Genomic DNA, 15264 nt, shown 5'->3' on the forward strand with positions numbered 1-15264 from the left:
TGCCCAACTCTTGTGAACGGGAATCGCGATGAAACCAAAGCAGCGGCAGGCCGCTATCCTTGAATATCTGCAGCGGCATGGCAAGACGGCAGTGGACGCCCTGGCCGAGCATTTCTCCACCACCGGCACCACCATCCGCAAGGATCTCACCCTGCTGGAAGAAGAAGGCGAGGTGATCCGCACCTACGGCGGCGTGGTGCTCAGCCGCGACGACGGCGATCAGCCGATCGACCGCAAAACCCATATCAATACCGAGAAAAAACGCCACATTGCCAGCGCCGCCGTGGCGCTGATCGCCGACGGCGACTCGCTGATCTTCGATGCCGGCAGCACGGTGCTGCAGATGGTGCCGCACCTGGCGCAGTTCAATAACATCACGGTGATGACCAACAGCCTGACCATCGTCAACGCGCTGGTGGAGCTGGACAACGATCAGACCATCCTGATGCCCGGCGGCACCTACCGCAAAAAATCGGCCTCGTTCCACGGCAGCCTGGCCGAATCGGCGTTTCAGCAGTTCAGCTTCGACAAACTGTTTATCGGCGCAGACGGCGTCGATCTCAACGCCGGCGTCACCACCTTTAACGAAGTGCACAACGTCAGCAAAGCGATGTGCGAAGCCGCCGGCCGCATTATTCTGTTGGTAGACTCCTCGAAATTCGGCCGCAAGAGCCCGAACGTGGTGTGCGAACTCAGCGCCGTCGACACGCTGATCACCGACCGAGACATCAACCCCGATTACCTCGCCGCCCTGCAGGCGAAAGGCATCAATATCCTTCTGGTAGGAGACCCCGATGAGTAACGCCAACGCCCTGCTCGCCTTCGCCCGCGAAACGCTGGAGATCGAGCTGACCGAAGCGCAACGCCTGCTGGCGCGCCTGGACGACAACTTCGTCTGCGCCTGCGAACTGCTGCTGAACTGCCGTGGCAAAGCGGTGATTTCCGGCATCGGCAAATCCGGCCACATCGGCAAGAAAATCGCCGCCTCGCTGGCCAGCACCGGCACGCCGTCGTTCTTCGTGCATCCGGCGGAAGCGCTGCACGGCGATCTCGGCATGATCGGCGCCGACGACGTGGTGGTGTTCATCTCCTACTCCGGCCGCGCCAAAGAGCTGGATCTGATCCTGCCGCTGCTGGCGGAGAACGGCATTCCGGTGATCGCCATCACCGGCGGCAAAGAGTCGCCGCTGGCGCAGGCCGCGGCCTGCGTGCTGGATATCGGCGTCGAGCGCGAAGCCTGCCCGATGGGGCTGGCGCCGACCTCCAGCGCGGTCAACACGCTGATGATGGGCGATGCTCTGGCGATGGCGCTGATGCGCCAGCGCGGTTTCAACGCGGAAGATTTCGCCCGCTCGCACCCTGGCGGCAGCCTGGGGGCTCGCCTGTTGAACCGCGTGCATCACCTGATGCGCACCGGCGATCGCCTGCCGCGCGTGAGCGAAAGCGCCAACGTGATGGAAGCGATGCTGGAGCTGAGCCGCACCGGGCTCGGGTTAGTGGCGGTCTGCGACGCGCAGCAGCGGGTGGTGGGCGTGTTTACCGACGGCGACCTGCGCCGCTGGCTGGTGAAGGGCAACAGCCTGCAGGATCCGCTCAGCCCGGCGATCACCCGCCCCGGCTATCGGCTGCCGGAGCAGTGGCGCGCCGGCGAGGCGCTGGAAGCGCTGCACGAACAGCACATCAGCGCGGCCCCGGTGGTCGATATGGACGGCGTGCTGGTGGGGGCGCTCAACCTGCACGATCTGCATCAGGCCGGCATCGGCTGATCAACGCCGGGGGCGCCATCACCGGCGCCCCCAGTCTGATTATTTCCAATCAGGATTGTTCTCGAACTGCTGCTTCAGCAGCGCCTTCATGTCGTCATTCGGCTTGCCGAGCCACTGGTACTTGGCATACTTCTTCGGATGATCGACGGCTTCCGGCCGATCTTCCACTGCCACCCGCACGCCCCAGGCCTGGGATTTGTCCGCGCTGAACGCCACGATCAAAAAGTTGTTGCCGCAGTCGTGCGGCTTGCACAGGTTGCCGACCAGATACTCTTTGCCCTTCCAGTTCAGATTCTGCGCCGGCGTAGAGGTGCCGACGCCCTTGCGCGCCCAGCCCGGCATCCGCGCCTGGCCTTTCACCATGTTTTGCCAGCTGGCCTGATACCCCGGCTGCTGAATCAAATCCGACGTGGTGACGATCTGCTGGGCAAAGCTGCCCGCGCTGAAGCTGAGCAGTGCGCCGAAGAGGGCGCAACGCAGCGCCTGGTGTCCCGTCATAGTCCTTCTCCCTAGGTTAAATCAGGTTTTGCCCGTCAAACCGGGCCTGAACTAGTCAGACCACGGTTGCGGCAAAAAGTTGACTCACCACCAGGCATGGAAATGATGCACCGGCCCGATGCCGTGCCCCACCTCCAGCGTGTCCGCCTGTTGCAGCGCTTGTTGCAGGTAGTCCTTGGCGGCGGCCACCGTAGCCGCCCAGTCGGCATGGCGCGGGCGCAGCGCCGCCAGCGCGGCCGAGAGCGTGCAACCGGTGCCGTGGGTGTGGCGGGTGGCGACGCGCGGCGCGGTAAAGCGCTGCTCGCCTTCAGCGGTAAACAGCCAGTCCGGGCTCTCGCTTTCGCTCAGGTGGCCGCCCTTCATCAGCACCGCCCGGCAACCCATCGCCAGCAGCGCCCGCCCCTGCTCGCGCATCTGCGCTTCATCTTCCGCCGGCGCGCACGCCAGCAGCGCCGCCGCTTCCGGCAGGTTCGGCGTAATGATCGACACCAGCGGCAACAGCTCGCGCCGAATAGACGCCACCGCCTCCGGCGCCAGCAACGGATCGCCGCTTTTCGCCAGCATCACGGTGTCCAGTACCACGAACTCCGGCCGGTAATGGCGCAGCCGTTCGGCCACCGCCTGCACGATGTCGGCGTTGGCCAGCATGCCGATCTTGACGCTGTCGATACGCACGTCGCTGAACACCGAGTCCAACTGCGCGGCGACGAACGCCGGATCGATGTAATACACCGACTGCACGCCGCGGGTATTCTGCGCCACCAGCGCGGTGATCACCGAGGCGCCGTAGGCGCCAAGCGCCGAGAAAGCCTTCAAATCGGCCTGAATGCCGGCGCCGCCGCTGGGATCGGTGCCGGCGATGGTCAGGGCGTTAATACGTTTCATCACAGATCCTCCCCGCGCAGCTGATACAGGGCGTCGAGGAACGCCGGCGTAAAACTGCCCGGCCCGCCGGCCTGCCTGGCCGCGAGGCCGCCGCAGTGGGACATCACCCGGCAGGCGGTCGCCACGTTGTCCAGGCGATCGCCCGGCAGGGCGCAAAACGCCGCCACGACCGCCGACAGCGCGCAGCCGGTGCCCACCACCCGCGTCATCAGCGGGGAACCGCCTTCGATCGCCCAATCGCGTTGGCCGTCGGTGACGTAATCCACCGCGCCGGTGACCGCCACCACCGCGCCGCTGCGCTGCGCCAGCTCACGCGCGGCGGGCAAGGCCGCCAGCGAATCGTCGCCGCTGTCAACCCCGCGGCCGCTGGCCAGCAACCCGCTGAGCGCCATGATTTCCAAGGCGTTGCCGCGTATCGCCGCCGGTTTCTCGTCCAGCAGCTGTTTAGCAAAGGCGGTGCGGTAGGAGAGCGCGCCGACCGCCACCGGATCCAGCGTCCAGGGCTTGCCGGCCCGATTGGCGGCGGCCACCGCCGCCCGCATCGATTCGGCGCGCAGCGCATTGAGGGTACCGACGTTGATCAGCAGGCCATCGGCCAGCGCGCTGAACTGCGCCGCCTCTTGCGGCTCCACCACCATCGCCGGGGAGGCGCCGAGCGCCAATAGCACGTTGGCGGTCAGCGATTGCACCACTTCGTTGGTCAGGCAGTGGATCAGCGGAGGCCGCTGTTGGAATTGGGTCAGACAGGCCGCGGCGCGCGCGCCGGGTAGTGCATCAGGTCGAGCGATCATATTCCTCCCAACCGGCGTTCAAGAAGGCGGCGCCGGCTGGGCGGCCGTGACTTCCCTACGCTGGCATTATCCAGATCAGGTAATACGGGTATTTCTCAGCCTTCATGTAGAAGGGCACCCCGAGTCATGAAAATCAATAGGTTGTGATCAACGTTGCGTTAATCCCTGCAGGGGATCATGCCAGCGGCGGCGCGGACAAACAAGCGAATAAATTGGCTCGGCAGGCATACGCCGCGCAATGCGCTATAGTGAGCACAAACCACCGGGAGATGCCATGCAGATAAGACCCTACCAAGAGACCGATCGCCCCTTCCTGCGCACGCTGTACCTGGCGTCGCGCAAGGCGGCGTTCGGCTGGCGCGATACCTCAAACTATCAGTTGGAAGATTTCGACGGAGCGACGCTGGGCGAAGCGATTTGGGTGGCGGAAGACGGCGGCACGCTGCTGGGATTCGTCTCCGTCTACCGCGAAGACAACTTCATTCATAACCTGTATGTCGATCCCCATCAGCCGCCGCGCGGCGTCGGCAGTTCGCTGCTGCAGGCGGCGGAAGCTACCTTCACCGCCACCGGCTCGCTGAAATGCCTGGTGAAGAATGAAAAGGCGCTGGCGTTCTACCGCAAACACGGCTGGCGCATCATCTCTACCGGCAACGACGGCGAAGAAGATTATTACCTGATGCATTCGCCGGCCCGCTAACGCCGCCTTTCCCGTCACAGAACTCATTAATGATAATGGATTTCATTATCATTTAAGCATAACCTTCCTTGTCTCTCTCAATGAACTTGGCAAGGAAGGTTATGCAACACCAAACGGATACACGCTTCCCCGATGCCGCAGCGGCGGACTACGATCGCCGTATTCTGACCCTGGTGCCCGGCTATCAGTTTGCCCAGGCGCTGCTGACGGCGACGCTCGCACAGACGCTGCCGAATGACGCCACGCTGTTGCTGGCCGGCTGCGGCACCGGCAGTGAACTGGAGGCGCTGGCCGCCGCCAACGCCAGCTGGCGTTTCAGCGCCGTGGAACCCTCCGCCGGCATGCTGGCGGCCGCGCGCGCCAAGGCCGAAGCCGCGGGTTACGCACAACGGGTGAGCTTCCAGCCCACCTTGCTGCAACAAGCGCCGCAAACCCGCCACGACGCGGCGGTGTGCTCATTGGTGCTGCACTTTATCGCCGACGATGGCGCCAAACTGGATTTCCTGCAGCAGTTGGCGCAGCGCCTCTCCCCCGCAGCACCGCTGCTGCTGTTCGACTATCAGCCGGAGGGTCTGCCCGTCAGCCACTACCAACATTGGCTGCAAAGCGCCGGGCACTCGGCGGCGCAGGCGCAGGAGGTGATCGAACGCACCCGCCGCAACTGGCACCCGATGGCGGCGGCGCGCAGCCGTCTCCTCCTGGCGGAAAGCGGCTTCACCGCGCCTCAGCAGTTGTGCGGTGCGCTGGGCTTCCAGCTTTCACTGCTCCACCGCCGTCGATGAGGGCGGCATCCCGCGCAGCGTCAGCCGCCAAAACAGCAGCGCGCTCAGGCTCACGCCTGCCCCCAGCCAGCAGACGCCGCTCCAGCCCGCCCAGGCGTACATATGGGTGCCGGCAAAGGCACCCAGCCCGCTGCCGACGGCGTAAAACAGCATGTAGCAGCCCACCAGCCGGCTGTGCGACTGCGGGTGCGCGCTGAAGATCATGCTCTGGTTCAGCACGTGGATCGCCTGGCCCGCCAGATCCAGCAATACGATGCCCGCCACCAGCCAAACCAGGCCGCTGCCGAGCAAACCGAGCGGCAGCCAGGCCAGCGTCAACAGCAGCAGACACACGCCGCTGGCCGCCTGCCCCAGCCCGCGATCCGCCAGATGCCCGGCGCGCACCGCCGCCAGTGCGCCCACCGCGCCGACCAGGCCGAACGCCCCCACCGCGGCATGGGTGAAGTTGAACGGTGCCTGGCTCAGCGGCAACACCAGCGAACTCCAAAAGAGGCTGAAAGCGCCGAACATCAGCAGCGCCAACATGCCGCGAATTTGCAGCGTGCGGTCATGCAGCAACAGGCTCAGCATCGAACGCAGCAGCGCGGGATAGCTCAGCGTACTGGGAGCGGTGCGCGGCGCAGGCAGCAGGCGCGACAAGATCGGCAGCAATACCAGCGTCACCCCGGCAGAGAAGAAATACACCGTGCGCCAGCCGCCGACGTCCGCCAGCGCGCCGGACAGGGTGCGCGCCAGCAGCAATCCCAGCACCACTCCGCCCTGCGCCGCACCAACCACCCGCCCGCGCTCCTGCGGCGCCGCCAGGGCTGCGGCGTAAGCGATCAGCCCCTGCGTCATGGCGGTGCCCAATAAGCCTACCAGCAACATCCCTACCAGCAGCCAGGGCGCGCTGTGCGCCCAGCCCACCAATAGCAGCGCGCCGATCAGCCCCAGCTGTTGCCCCGCCAGCAACCGATGCCGGTTCAACCGATCCCCCAGCGGCACCACCAACAGCAGCGCCAGCGCGCAGCCCAACTGAGTCACGCTGATCACCATGCCGACCGCCGCCAGGCTGATGGAAAAATCATGGGCGATGGCGTCCAGTAGCGGCTGCGCATAGTAAACGTTGGCCACGCTGAAGGCGCTGGCGGCGGCCAACAGCAGCACCAGGGGGGCCGGCAGGCGCCCCAGCATCGCACAGGGGGGATCCAGCAGTTTGTCGCTCATTGCACACCTCAGTCTGGTTTCATTATTAAACCCAATGAACTTTAGGCGTGGAGGTTTTATAATGCAACCAGAATATGCAGCTGGAGATAACCGTCGTGAAACGTAAAAGTCTGGAAGACGCGCCGTGCCCGGTGGCGCGCACGCTGGATGTGATTGGCGACTGGTGGTCGCTGCTGATCGTGCGCGACGCCTTCGACGGCGTCACCCGCTTCAGCGAATTTCAAAAAGGGCTGGGGATGGCGAAGAATATCCTTGCCACCCGCCTGCGCGCTCTGGTGACGCACGGCGTGCTGGAGATCGTGCCCGCCGCAGATGGCAGCGCCTATCAGGAATATGTACTGACCGAGAAAGGCCGCGCGCTGTTTCCGGTGATCGTCGGCCTGCGCCAGTGGGGGGAAGATCATCTGTTCGCCGAGGGAGAAGCGCACTCAACGCTGGTGGAAAGCGACAGCGGCCGCCCCGTCCCGCGCCTGACGCCGATCGGCAGCGCCGGGCAGACGCTCACCCCGCTGAATACCCGGGTGGTGAAGGTGGAGGAACGGTGATGAGAGTTAGTGGCGGTGCCCGCAGCTCACCCGCTGAAAAACCTGGCGGATAAAGAGCCATTCCAGATACCCGGCCAGCAGATAAACCGCGCCAAAAATGAGCGCACCAAACCATTCCGTATCGTTAAAATGGAAAAACTCGCTGGCGTCAATCAGCCAAGCGGTTTGAGCCTGGGTACAGGAAAAAGCTTTATTGTCAGCACAGCCAGCCCAACAACAGCCAATGTGTTAGCGAGCAACAGGGCAAGTTTTTTCATAGCCTTTCATTCTACAACCTAACGCAGTCCAACAAACTAAACCTAAGAACATGTGTTAATGGTTAACCCTCAGGTTGCCCCGTTCGTCGGAGACAACCATGAATGCGGCGGTAATCAAATGCGAACCTTCGGGTGTCTGTATATCGTAGGCGACGGAATAACGCTTCCCTGGCCGAAAAGCATAGTCGAATACCGGCATGCACCTCCCCGGCTCAACGAAGAAAACGTCATTATCGATAGCTTTAATGAGCTTATCGCCTGATTCGCTATAAATCTGAACGAAGCGAATATTATCCCCCGCCTTCATAGAAGAAAGAATGCAGACATGGTTATCTTTGGCAGTGACGACGGCGGGGAAGCGTGGAGTCAGCTTATCGCCAGGCCCCGGACAGCCGACCAGGAGGCAGGCCGTGAATAGAATCACATATTTTTTCATGCTACCCATTCCTTATACGCGGCTCTGTATACCGCAGAGGCTCCCTATCGACTAATGCTCACTCATCGCTGTCTGAATTGTTTTATTATCCTAACCCGCTTAAAAAGAATCTATACCTTAACGTCTAACGTGAATCACGGCCGGAAGCCTTAACGATTCGCTTCGCAGCGTCATTCGGGTAATGTATAGTCCGCGTTTTACGGAGATCCCATGCTGACCAACTCATCCATTCGTCTGAACAAATACATTAGCGAGAGCGGTATCTGCTCACGCCGCGATGCCGATCGATACATCGAACAGGGCAACGTTTTCATCAACGGTAAGCGCGCCACCGTTGGCGCTCAGGTATTTGCCGGGGATGTCGTGAAGGTTAACGGTCAGCTGATCGAACCGCGTAATGAAGAAGATCTGGTGCTGATCGCGCTGAACAAGCCGGTCGGCATCGTCACCACCACCGAAGACGGCGAGCGCGACAACATCGCCGACTTCGTCAACCACAGCAAACGCATCTTCCCGATCGGCCGTTTGGACAAGGATTCACAGGGGCTGATCTTTCTGACCAACCACGGTGACCTGGTCAACAAGATCCTGCGCGCCGGCAACAATCACGAGAAAGAGTATCTGGTGACGGTCAACAAGCCGGTGACCGACGAGTTTATTCGCGGCATGGGCGCCGGCGTGCCGATGCTGGGCACGGTGACCAAAAAGTGCAAGGTTAAGAAAGAGGCGCCGTTCGTGTTCCGCATCACGCTGGTGCAGGGGCTGAACCGCCAGATCCGCCGCATGTGCGAACACTTCGGCTACGAGGTCACCAAGCTGGAACGCACGCGCATCATGAACGTCAGCCTGAAAGGCTTGCCGCTGGGCGAATGGCGCGATCTGACCGATGACGAGCTGATCGAGCTGTTCAAACTGATTGAAGGCTCCTCGTCCGAGGCCAAGCCGGCGAAGAAGGCCCCGGCCAAATCCGCCGCGGCGAAAAAACCGAGTGCCGGCGGCCCCAAAAGCGCCGACAAAGCCGCTGCGCCGGCCGGCCGTAAGCGCTTTACCCAGCCAGGGCGCAAGAAAAAAGGGCGTTAAGCCCCGCTCGCTCTTCTCGCCAAGCCCGCCGTTGCGCGGTTTTTTTCATCATAAAAGTCAGCCACAGGCCGCCACTGAGCCCTCACCATAAAAAAGGCCCGCATCAAGCGGGCCTGCAAGTACCAGAGAAGTCTAGAGGAAAAATCAGAACGACCAGCGCAGGTTGGCGTTGACCGAATTCACGCGGGTATCGGCGCCGAATTGCCCCTGATAGCCGACATCCAACGTCGCGGCGCGCGACAGTTTCACGCTCACGCCGATATCACCCACCATCACGTTGTCATCCACGGCCTGGCCCTGAGTGACGAACGCGTCACTGCCGGCAAACGCCATACGCGATGAAGTGTTCTTATCGCCGTAGGCATGCTGCCAACCGAGCGAGCCATAGAGGCTGACGTTCTTCGGCAGCTCGGTCACGCCGCGCACCCCGAGCGTGGAGTAGAAGGTGTTCATCGTTTCATTGCGCACGCTCAGCGCCGCCGCGCCACCCGACTCCTGGAAGCTGTCGGTATGCAGGCGGATGTAGCTCAGGTTAATGAACGGTTCGACGTTCATCTCCGGCTGGCCGAAACGGTAACCCGCTTCGGTGAACGCCAGCAATGAGTTGGCATCGTAGTCTGACTTCAGCCGATCCGAGAAGCCGCTGAAATCGACGTTGCGCTTGCCTTCGATCTTGTGCCAGGTGTAACCCAGCGCGCCGCGCAGCGAGAACGCATCCTGCTGCCCCGCCGCATACAGGCCGAGGTGGTAGTTGTCGGTATCAGCCTTGGAACGGCGGCTGTCGACGTCGTAGTCACCGCGGCTGTAACCGAAGTAGCCGCCGATGCGCACGTTATGGTCCGCCAGCTTGCGATCCGCCCCCAACAGGAAGCCGGTGGTGTTGCCATCCAGCTTGCCCACGTTGCCGTTGCCGCTGTTTCGGCCCCAGGAACTGAAGGTCTGTCCCCAGACGCCGCTGTTTTGCGCCTGCGCCGGTTGCACCAGCGACATCGCCAACGGCGGTACCGGCAGGCTGTCGTTGGCGAACAGGCGCAGCATGCGCTGGTTCAGCACGTTGAACAGCTGGGTGCTGCCGGCGATCAGGTTAGACTGCATCGACGGATAGACTTCGCCGGACAGCTGATTGAACGCCTCGCGCGCTTCCGGCGCGCTCAGCAGCAGCAGCGAGTTGTACAGCGCCAGCGAAGGGCCGCTCTGCACCAACGTCGAGAGCGCACCGGCGGTATTCCACTGGTTGCCGCTCTCGGCCACCGTTTGGAAAATGCCCGGCTTGCCGCTGCCTGGGTTCTCGCCCCCCGGATTTTCACCGCCTGGGTTTTCCCCACCCGGATTCTCGCCCCCCGGATTTTCACCACCTGGGTTTTCACCGCCCGGATTCTCGCCCCCTGGATTCTCACCGCCTGGATTCTCACCGCCTGGGTTTTCCCCACCCGGATTCTCGCCCCCTGGATTTTCACCGCCCGTGTCTTTCTGCGCGATGGTGAGATCCACGGCGTTGGCGCTGTGGTTCAACGCCACATCGAGGAAGGCAGACTTGGAGACCGCCGCCGCGAATTGGCCGTCAATGCCGCCGTCCGAGGTCAGAATGCGGTAGCTTTGGCCGGTTTTATAGCTGGTTTGCGGATCCAGCGCCGTGACCTGCACCTTGGCCCGATCGCTAATGGTGGTTTTGCCCGCCACCAGCAACTGGTCGCTGCGGCCGTCACCGGCGATATCGACGTCATAGAAGGATTCGCCGATAAAATTCAGGTAGCGTTTCAGCGTCAGCGTGCCGATATTGCCGTCGCCGGGCGAGATATGACCACCGGACTGGATCTCGGTCTGGCCCAGCGTGCCGTTGCCGCCCAATGTGCCGCCGGCCTTGATCGACGCGGCGCTGCTGTAGCCCTGCCCGTTATTGACGTCGGAACCCGCCGTCGCATTGAGGATCAGCGTGCCGCCGTTTTCGGCGCTAAGGGTTTGGATCTCGAAAATGTCGTCTTCTTTCTGGGTATTGATATCGCTGGCGATGATGAGCTTACCGCCGCGCGCGGTGACGTTGGCCTGCAGCCCAGTGAGATCGCCGTTCAGCGTCGTGTGCCCGGCGGTGTTGATCACCTCGCCTTCGCCGCTCATCTTGTTGCTGAAGACGTAATTGCCGTCGGTATGGTTAAAGTACACATAGCTGCGGAACAATCCGCCCCGCAGGGCGATCGCCGTCTGGGCATCGATAGTGCCTGCAGCGCCCGCCGCGCCGAGCGTCGGCTCGGTCAACCCGGTGCCGGTATCCATGTTGCCGCGGCTGCCGATAATCAGCGCGCCGCGGTTAGAACCGGAACCGGTCTTGCCCAGCACCACTTCGTTGCCGCCGGCGGAGAATGTCCCGCCGTCCATGACCGCCAACACGCCATTGCCGTAATCGCCGACGTTGACGCTGCTGCCGCTGGTAAACCGTGAGCCGTTGCCGGCGATCGTCAGCTCGGCGGTTTTACGCGCGCCGGAGACGCCCGCCACCTGAATATTACCGACGTTGACCGCGCCGCCGTTCAGCACGTCCAGATCGCCGTTGAGCGTGAGCGCACGGCCGACGTTCCACTGGGAATTGGCCCCCGTGACCGTGGCCTTCGGGCTCAGCGTATCGGTCTCGCCCGGCCCGCTGCCATTACCGATGCGCGCGTCAAAGGCGGTATTCAACACCGCGCCGTCTTCAATCGCCAGCGTGGATCGCGCCCCTAAGTCGGTGCCGACGCTGAGAAAATTGCTGGTGACGCGGGAACCGGCACCGGTGGCGATCAGGTGGCTGTCATAGCCGCGCGTGGTGCCGACCACGATCTCTTTCGCGCTGGCCAGCGCGCCGTCTTCAACCCGCAGGGTGCCCCGCCCCAGATTCAGGCCGCCGCGCAGCACGAACTGATCGTTCACCGCGTTCAGCTCAGCGTTCGGCCCACGAACCGTGACCAGGCTGTCATGAATTTGGCCGTTGAACATCCGGCCGATATTGATGTTATAGGCGCTGATCTTGCCATTCTCGATCAGCAGGTTGCCGCTTTGATTGCGGCCGACGTAAACGTCCCCGGTGTAGGCCAATGATTCGGTAATTTTTGAGTCGCCGTCAAAAATAGCATCGTCTGCGCGAGCGATATCGGCGGGCGCCAGCATCAACAGCGGCGCGGAAAATAGAGCGAGGTAAAGTTTGGAAAGCGGTGTTTTAACCGCTAAAGGGTGCGATGTCTTGTCATTCACGGGCTATCTCCGTACTCGTTGGCATGATGGCGCGAAATTTATTGTTATGGGTAAACTCACTGCGCTAGAGGAAGTGTGAGGCGTTATTTCGCGCACGCCGGTTTAGTGATCGTCGAAGCAAAAGCTTATTGCCCCCCGGCGCTGACGCTCCGACGATGGAAAACCAGGAAGCGGCAATACCGCCCCCAAAGCGAATTATTTATGCGTGACCACCGGCGTACAGGTCGGCGCGCTCAGCGACGGCGACGAACCTAAAATTCCCGGCATCATCAGCGACGAGCAATCGAAAATACGGCCCTTTTCCGTGGTGGCGCGATATGAAAGTTTTTGGCCGCCCAGCGCATCCGGCTGTGCGCCATTGACGTTGGTCACGGTAATTTCGTCCGATGAACCCAGGCCCAGCATTTTGGCGGTTTCCGCCTGCAGCAGTGGAATGGCCTGATCGGTTTTCAGGGTGGAACAACCGGCTATCATCATCGTCACGGTTAAAGCGATAAGTGGTTTCTTCATAAATTATCCTTTATAACCAATCAGTTAAAATTATCGATTGGCTTTATGTTTTCTCTTATCCAAATCCTCGAATAATATATTTCCCTTTCCTAAACGAAAAAACCCTCCTAAAGTAGGGAGGGTTGATAATAATTCATCAGACTTATCTGAACTGTGAAGGCGAAAGGAGAATCCTTTGGGGCAGGATTATGCGTTGGTCGTTGATGACCATCCATTGGTAGCAAGCGGCATCGCTAATTTTCTCAGCACGCATTGCCGATTCAAACAGGCGCATGTGGTGACCAATGAAGAGAATTGCTACCGTCATATTAGGGAAAATGGCCCGCCGCGTTTACTGGTGATTGATTTTTGGCTCTCTTCCGGTACAGCGTTGAAATTACTCAAAGAAGTAAAACAACGTTATCCGCAGGTACGGATTTTAGTGGTCAGCGGCGACGAGAATAACGATATCTGGCAGAAAGTGCACAATGCCGGCGGGCACGGATTCGTATTAAAAAACGAGCCACCTGAATTATTCGCCAGGGCGGTTTTTGCGCTAAATAATAATCAGGAGTGGTTCCCGGAGGGAAATGAATCCGCTATTAAAAGCAGCCATGACCATTTAAATAAATTCAATTTAACGCCGAGGCAAATCGACGTATTAACCATGATGTTGCGCGGCCTGCCAAATAAAAGAATCGCGACGCAGCTCTCTATTTCCGAACCTACCGTCAAAGAACATATCAGCAATATATTGAAAAAGATCGGCGTCAACAGCCGGGTAGAAGCCATCACGCTGTTGCACGGCAAACGGGATCCGTCGTCATGAGGTTTTTCCAGAATTTACAAAATGATGGTATCTCCCCACGCGCGCAGATCCGCCTGCTGGACAACACCTTCATGCGGCTGGTATTCAGTTTCACCGCCGTGCCTTTCGTCGGCATCCCGTTCGCCATCTGGATTTATTTGCTGGGTGATGAACTCGGCCCCACCATTACCTGGATCATCGTTTACCTGCTATGCGCCGTGGCGATCCGAATATGGCACCGCCGCTACCTGCATGAGGCCAAGGAAAATGATGAAGACACCGTGCTGCGCCGCTGGCTGCCGCGCATTAATAAGGTGGCCTTTATTCACGGGCTGGGGATCTCATCACTCTATTTAATTACGCCGCAGACCCATAACTTTGACTTTTTTCTGCTGCTCAATATCAGCATCGCCGCGATCGTCGCCGCCAACGCAACGCATCTGACGCCGGTTATCAGCACCTTTACCCGCTTTTTCTTCGCCTCCTGGGGGCTGCTGAACCTCGGCATCATCTGCCGGCTGGAAGACGTGATGTTCATCGTGCTGATGCTGAACTTGCTGTACGGCTTCGCCATTTACCGCCACGCGTTAACCTCGCATGCGTTCTTTATCCAGCAGGCGTTGCTCGAAGAACAAAGCTCGCGCCTGGCGGAGCAGTTCCGCCAGGCTAAAGAGGAGGCGGAACAGGCGCTGCTGGACAAGAACCAGTTCCTGACCACCGCCAGCCACGATCTGCGCCAGCCGGTGCACGCTATGGGCTTTCTGATCGAAGCCATCATCCACAAAAACCGCGACGACAGCCTGACGCCGCAGCTGCTGGATCTGCAGCAGAGCGTGCGTTCGGTGCATTTGATGTTCAATTCACTGCTCGATCTCAGCAAGATCGAATCCGGCAACGTGCGCACCGCCGCCACCCATGTGGATATCGGCGCCCTGCTCGACTCGGTGATCACCCTGTTCCGCGAAGAGGCCAACAGCCGCTCTCTGGCGCTGCGCACCTGGCGGCCCAAACGGCGCATCAGCGTGATGGGCGATCCGCTGCTGGTGCGGCAATCGCTGATTAACCTGATCCAAAACGCCCTGCGCTACACGCAGCAGGGCGGCGTGCTGATCGCTATCCGCCCGCGCGGCGCCGAGTGCCTGGTGGAAGTGTGGGACACCGGCGTGGGCATCGCCGACGAAGAGAAAAGCAAAATCTTCTCCCCTTACTACCGCCCCGAACTGGCGTGGAAAATCGACAGCGCCGGCCACGGGCTGGGGCTGGCGGTGGTGGCGCGCTGCGCCAAGCTGATGAAGGTAAAGTACGGCATGCACTCCGTCGAAGGCAAAGGTTCGCGCTTCTGGATGCGCTTCACGCAATACATCGGCGAAGACAAAGCGCCGGAAACCGCGGCTGCCTACGACAACACCGCCACGCCCATCCGCTATGCGCCGCTGCGCGGCGCCTGCCTGGTGGTGGACGACGATCCCTTGGTGACCTCCGCCTGGGAGAGCCTGATGAGCACCTGGGGCATCACCGTGCGCTGCGCGGCCTCCGCCGAGGAAGCCTTCGCCATTGTCGACGACGGTTTTACGCCGTTCGCCGTGCTGTGCGACCAGCGCCTGCGCTCCGGCGAGAGCGGTTTCGACATCCTGAAAGCGCTGTTCGAACGCCTGCCGAACGTGAGCGGCGCGATGGTCAGCGGCGAGTTCAACTCACAGATATTGCAAGAGGCCGAGCAGGAAGGCTATCTGGTGCTGCGCAAACCGCTGGAGCCGGCCAGGCTGCATGCGCTGCTGACGCAGTGGGGGGCCGGCTAG

Annotated in this window: 16 protein-coding genes and 1 riboswitch; of the genes, 8 read left to right on the forward strand and 8 right to left on the reverse strand. The window is 61.1% G+C overall.

What is annotated here, in order from left to right:
• Window positions 1-28: 28 nt before the first annotated feature.
• Together srlR and gutQ are read left to right on the forward strand one after the other, a co-directional pair.
• Window positions 29-802, forward strand: coding sequence for a glucitol operon DNA-binding transcriptional repressor SrlR (gene srlR / locus AC4PR2_RS13550; protein WP_033635559.1), 774 nt, complete (start codon window positions 29-31; stop codon window positions 800-802).
• Window positions 795-1766, forward strand: a complete 972-nt coding sequence (gene gutQ / locus AC4PR2_RS13555; RefSeq protein WP_049270680.1) for an arabinose-5-phosphate isomerase GutQ — start codon at window positions 795-797, stop codon at window positions 1764-1766. The genes srlR and gutQ overlap by 8 nt, the downstream gene beginning before the upstream one ends.
• 39 nt (window positions 1767-1805) lie before the next feature.
• On the opposite strand, the gene AC4PR2_RS13560 is transcribed toward gutQ, so the two are convergent.
• From AC4PR2_RS13560 to thiM, 3 genes are all read right to left on the reverse strand, one after another.
• Window positions 1806-2264: an inhibitor of vertebrate lysozyme family protein gene (locus AC4PR2_RS13560; protein WP_084827272.1), complete on the reverse strand. Its 459-nt coding sequence runs from the start codon at window positions 2262-2264 to the stop codon at window positions 1806-1808.
• A gap of 84 nt (window positions 2265-2348) precedes the next feature.
• Entirely contained in the window at window positions 2349-3149 is an 801-nt protein-coding gene (thiD, locus tag AC4PR2_RS13565; protein ID WP_443014693.1) for a bifunctional hydroxymethylpyrimidine kinase/phosphomethylpyrimidine kinase, read from the reverse strand.
• Window positions 3149-3940 (reverse strand): hydroxyethylthiazole kinase, encoded by a 792-nt coding sequence (gene thiM / locus AC4PR2_RS13570; RefSeq protein WP_492175221.1) that lies wholly within the window; start codon window positions 3938-3940, stop codon window positions 3149-3151. The genes thiD and thiM overlap by 1 nt, the downstream gene beginning before the upstream one ends.
• Window positions 3941-3975: 35 nt before the next feature.
• Window positions 3976-4072, reverse strand: a riboswitch (TPP riboswitch).
• Between the two features lie 142 nt (window positions 4073-4214).
• On the opposite strand from thiM, the gene AC4PR2_RS13575 reads away from it, so the two are divergent.
• Together AC4PR2_RS13575 and AC4PR2_RS13580 are read left to right on the forward strand one after the other, a co-directional pair.
• The gene (locus tag AC4PR2_RS13575) at window positions 4215-4640 is read left to right on the forward strand and encodes a GNAT family N-acetyltransferase (protein WP_443014692.1); all 426 of its coding nucleotides are present in this window, start codon (window positions 4215-4217) and stop codon (window positions 4638-4640) included.
• A gap of 101 nt (window positions 4641-4741) precedes the next feature.
• A complete protein-coding gene (locus AC4PR2_RS13580) occupies window positions 4742-5422 on the forward strand; it encodes a methyltransferase (RefSeq protein ID WP_070913875.1) in 681 nt (226 codons plus the stop codon).
• Here AC4PR2_RS13580 and AC4PR2_RS13585 read toward each other — a convergent pair.
• On the reverse strand, window positions 5399-6628 hold the full coding sequence (locus AC4PR2_RS13585; RefSeq protein ID WP_141959929.1) for an MFS transporter: 1230 nt from the start codon (window positions 6626-6628) through the stop codon (window positions 5399-5401). The genes AC4PR2_RS13580 and AC4PR2_RS13585 overlap by 24 nt on opposite strands.
• A 95-nt stretch (window positions 6629-6723) precedes the next feature.
• Between AC4PR2_RS13585 and AC4PR2_RS13590 the strand changes: the two genes are divergently transcribed.
• Window positions 6724-7173 (forward strand): winged helix-turn-helix transcriptional regulator, encoded by a 450-nt coding sequence (locus tag AC4PR2_RS13590; protein ID WP_033648951.1) that lies wholly within the window; start codon window positions 6724-6726, stop codon window positions 7171-7173.
• Between the two features lie 6 nt (window positions 7174-7179).
• Here the strand turns inward: AC4PR2_RS13590 and AC4PR2_RS13595 are convergent, their stop codons facing one another.
• A complete protein-coding gene (locus tag AC4PR2_RS13595; protein WP_492175254.1) occupies window positions 7180-7398 on the reverse strand; it encodes a DUF1158 family protein in 219 nt (72 codons plus the stop codon).
• Window positions 7399-7485: 87 nt separating this feature from the next.
• A complete protein-coding gene (locus tag AC4PR2_RS13600; RefSeq protein ID WP_342121118.1) occupies window positions 7486-7866 on the reverse strand; it encodes a putative T6SS immunity periplasmic lipoprotein in 381 nt (126 codons plus the stop codon).
• A gap of 210 nt (window positions 7867-8076) precedes the next feature.
• Between AC4PR2_RS13600 and rluF the strand changes: the two genes are divergently transcribed.
• On the forward strand, window positions 8077-8946 hold the full coding sequence (gene rluF, locus AC4PR2_RS13605) for a 23S rRNA pseudouridine(2604) synthase RluF (RefSeq protein ID WP_021504493.1): 870 nt from the start codon (window positions 8077-8079) through the stop codon (window positions 8944-8946).
• A gap of 144 nt (window positions 8947-9090) precedes the next feature.
• On the opposite strand, the gene AC4PR2_RS13610 is transcribed toward rluF, so the two are convergent.
• A complete protein-coding gene (locus AC4PR2_RS13610) occupies window positions 9091-12168 on the reverse strand; it encodes an autotransporter outer membrane beta-barrel domain-containing protein (RefSeq protein ID WP_492175223.1) in 3078 nt (1025 codons plus the stop codon).
• Window positions 12169-12363: 195 nt separating this feature from the next.
• Window positions 12364-12678, reverse strand: a complete 315-nt coding sequence (locus tag AC4PR2_RS13615) for a putative periplasmic lipoprotein (protein ID WP_025303891.1) — start codon at window positions 12676-12678, stop codon at window positions 12364-12366.
• Between the two features lie 175 nt (window positions 12679-12853).
• On the opposite strand from AC4PR2_RS13615, the gene AC4PR2_RS13620 reads away from it, so the two are divergent.
• Window positions 12854-13486 (forward strand): response regulator transcription factor, encoded by a 633-nt coding sequence (locus AC4PR2_RS13620; protein WP_197658709.1) that lies wholly within the window; start codon window positions 12854-12856, stop codon window positions 13484-13486.
• Entirely contained in the window at window positions 13483-15264 is a 1782-nt protein-coding gene (locus AC4PR2_RS13625) for a hybrid sensor histidine kinase/response regulator (protein ID WP_442995693.1), read from the forward strand. Before AC4PR2_RS13620 ends, AC4PR2_RS13625 begins: the two co-directional genes overlap by 4 nt.

The sequence above is a fragment of the Serratia sp. A07 genome (assembly GCF_058725505.1).

Bases quoted from the DNA above. Each gene is read 5' to 3' on its own strand.
- srlR (WP_033635559.1), top strand. From the start codon at position 29: ATGAAACCAAAGCAGCGGCAGGCCGCTATCCTTGAATATCTGCAGCGG.
- gutQ (WP_049270680.1), top strand. From the start codon at position 795: ATGAGTAACGCCAACGCCCTGCTCGCCTTCGCCCGCGAAACGCTGGAG.
- AC4PR2_RS13560 (WP_084827272.1), bottom strand. From the start codon at position 2,264: ATGACGGGACACCAGGCGCTGCGTTGCGCCCTCTTCGGCGCACTGCTC.
- thiD (WP_443014693.1), bottom strand. From the start codon at position 3,149: ATGAAACGTATTAACGCCCTGACCATCGCCGGCACCGATCCCAGCGGC.
- thiM (WP_492175221.1), bottom strand. From the start codon at position 3,940: ATGATCGCTCGACCTGATGCACTACCCGGCGCGCGCGCCGCGGCCTGT.
- AC4PR2_RS13575 (WP_443014692.1), top strand. From the start codon at position 4,215: ATGCAGATAAGACCCTACCAAGAGACCGATCGCCCCTTCCTGCGCACG.
- AC4PR2_RS13580 (WP_070913875.1), top strand. From the start codon at position 4,742: ATGCAACACCAAACGGATACACGCTTCCCCGATGCCGCAGCGGCGGAC.
- AC4PR2_RS13585 (WP_141959929.1), bottom strand. From the start codon at position 6,628: ATGAGCGACAAACTGCTGGATCCCCCCTGTGCGATGCTGGGGCGCCTG.
- AC4PR2_RS13600 (WP_342121118.1), bottom strand. From the start codon at position 7,866: ATGAAAAAATATGTGATTCTATTCACGGCCTGCCTCCTGGTCGGCTGT.
- rluF (WP_021504493.1), top strand. From the start codon at position 8,077: ATGCTGACCAACTCATCCATTCGTCTGAACAAATACATTAGCGAGAGC.
- AC4PR2_RS13615 (WP_025303891.1), bottom strand. From the start codon at position 12,678: ATGAAGAAACCACTTATCGCTTTAACCGTGACGATGATGATAGCCGGT.
- AC4PR2_RS13625 (WP_442995693.1), top strand. From the start codon at position 13,483: ATGAGGTTTTTCCAGAATTTACAAAATGATGGTATCTCCCCACGCGCG.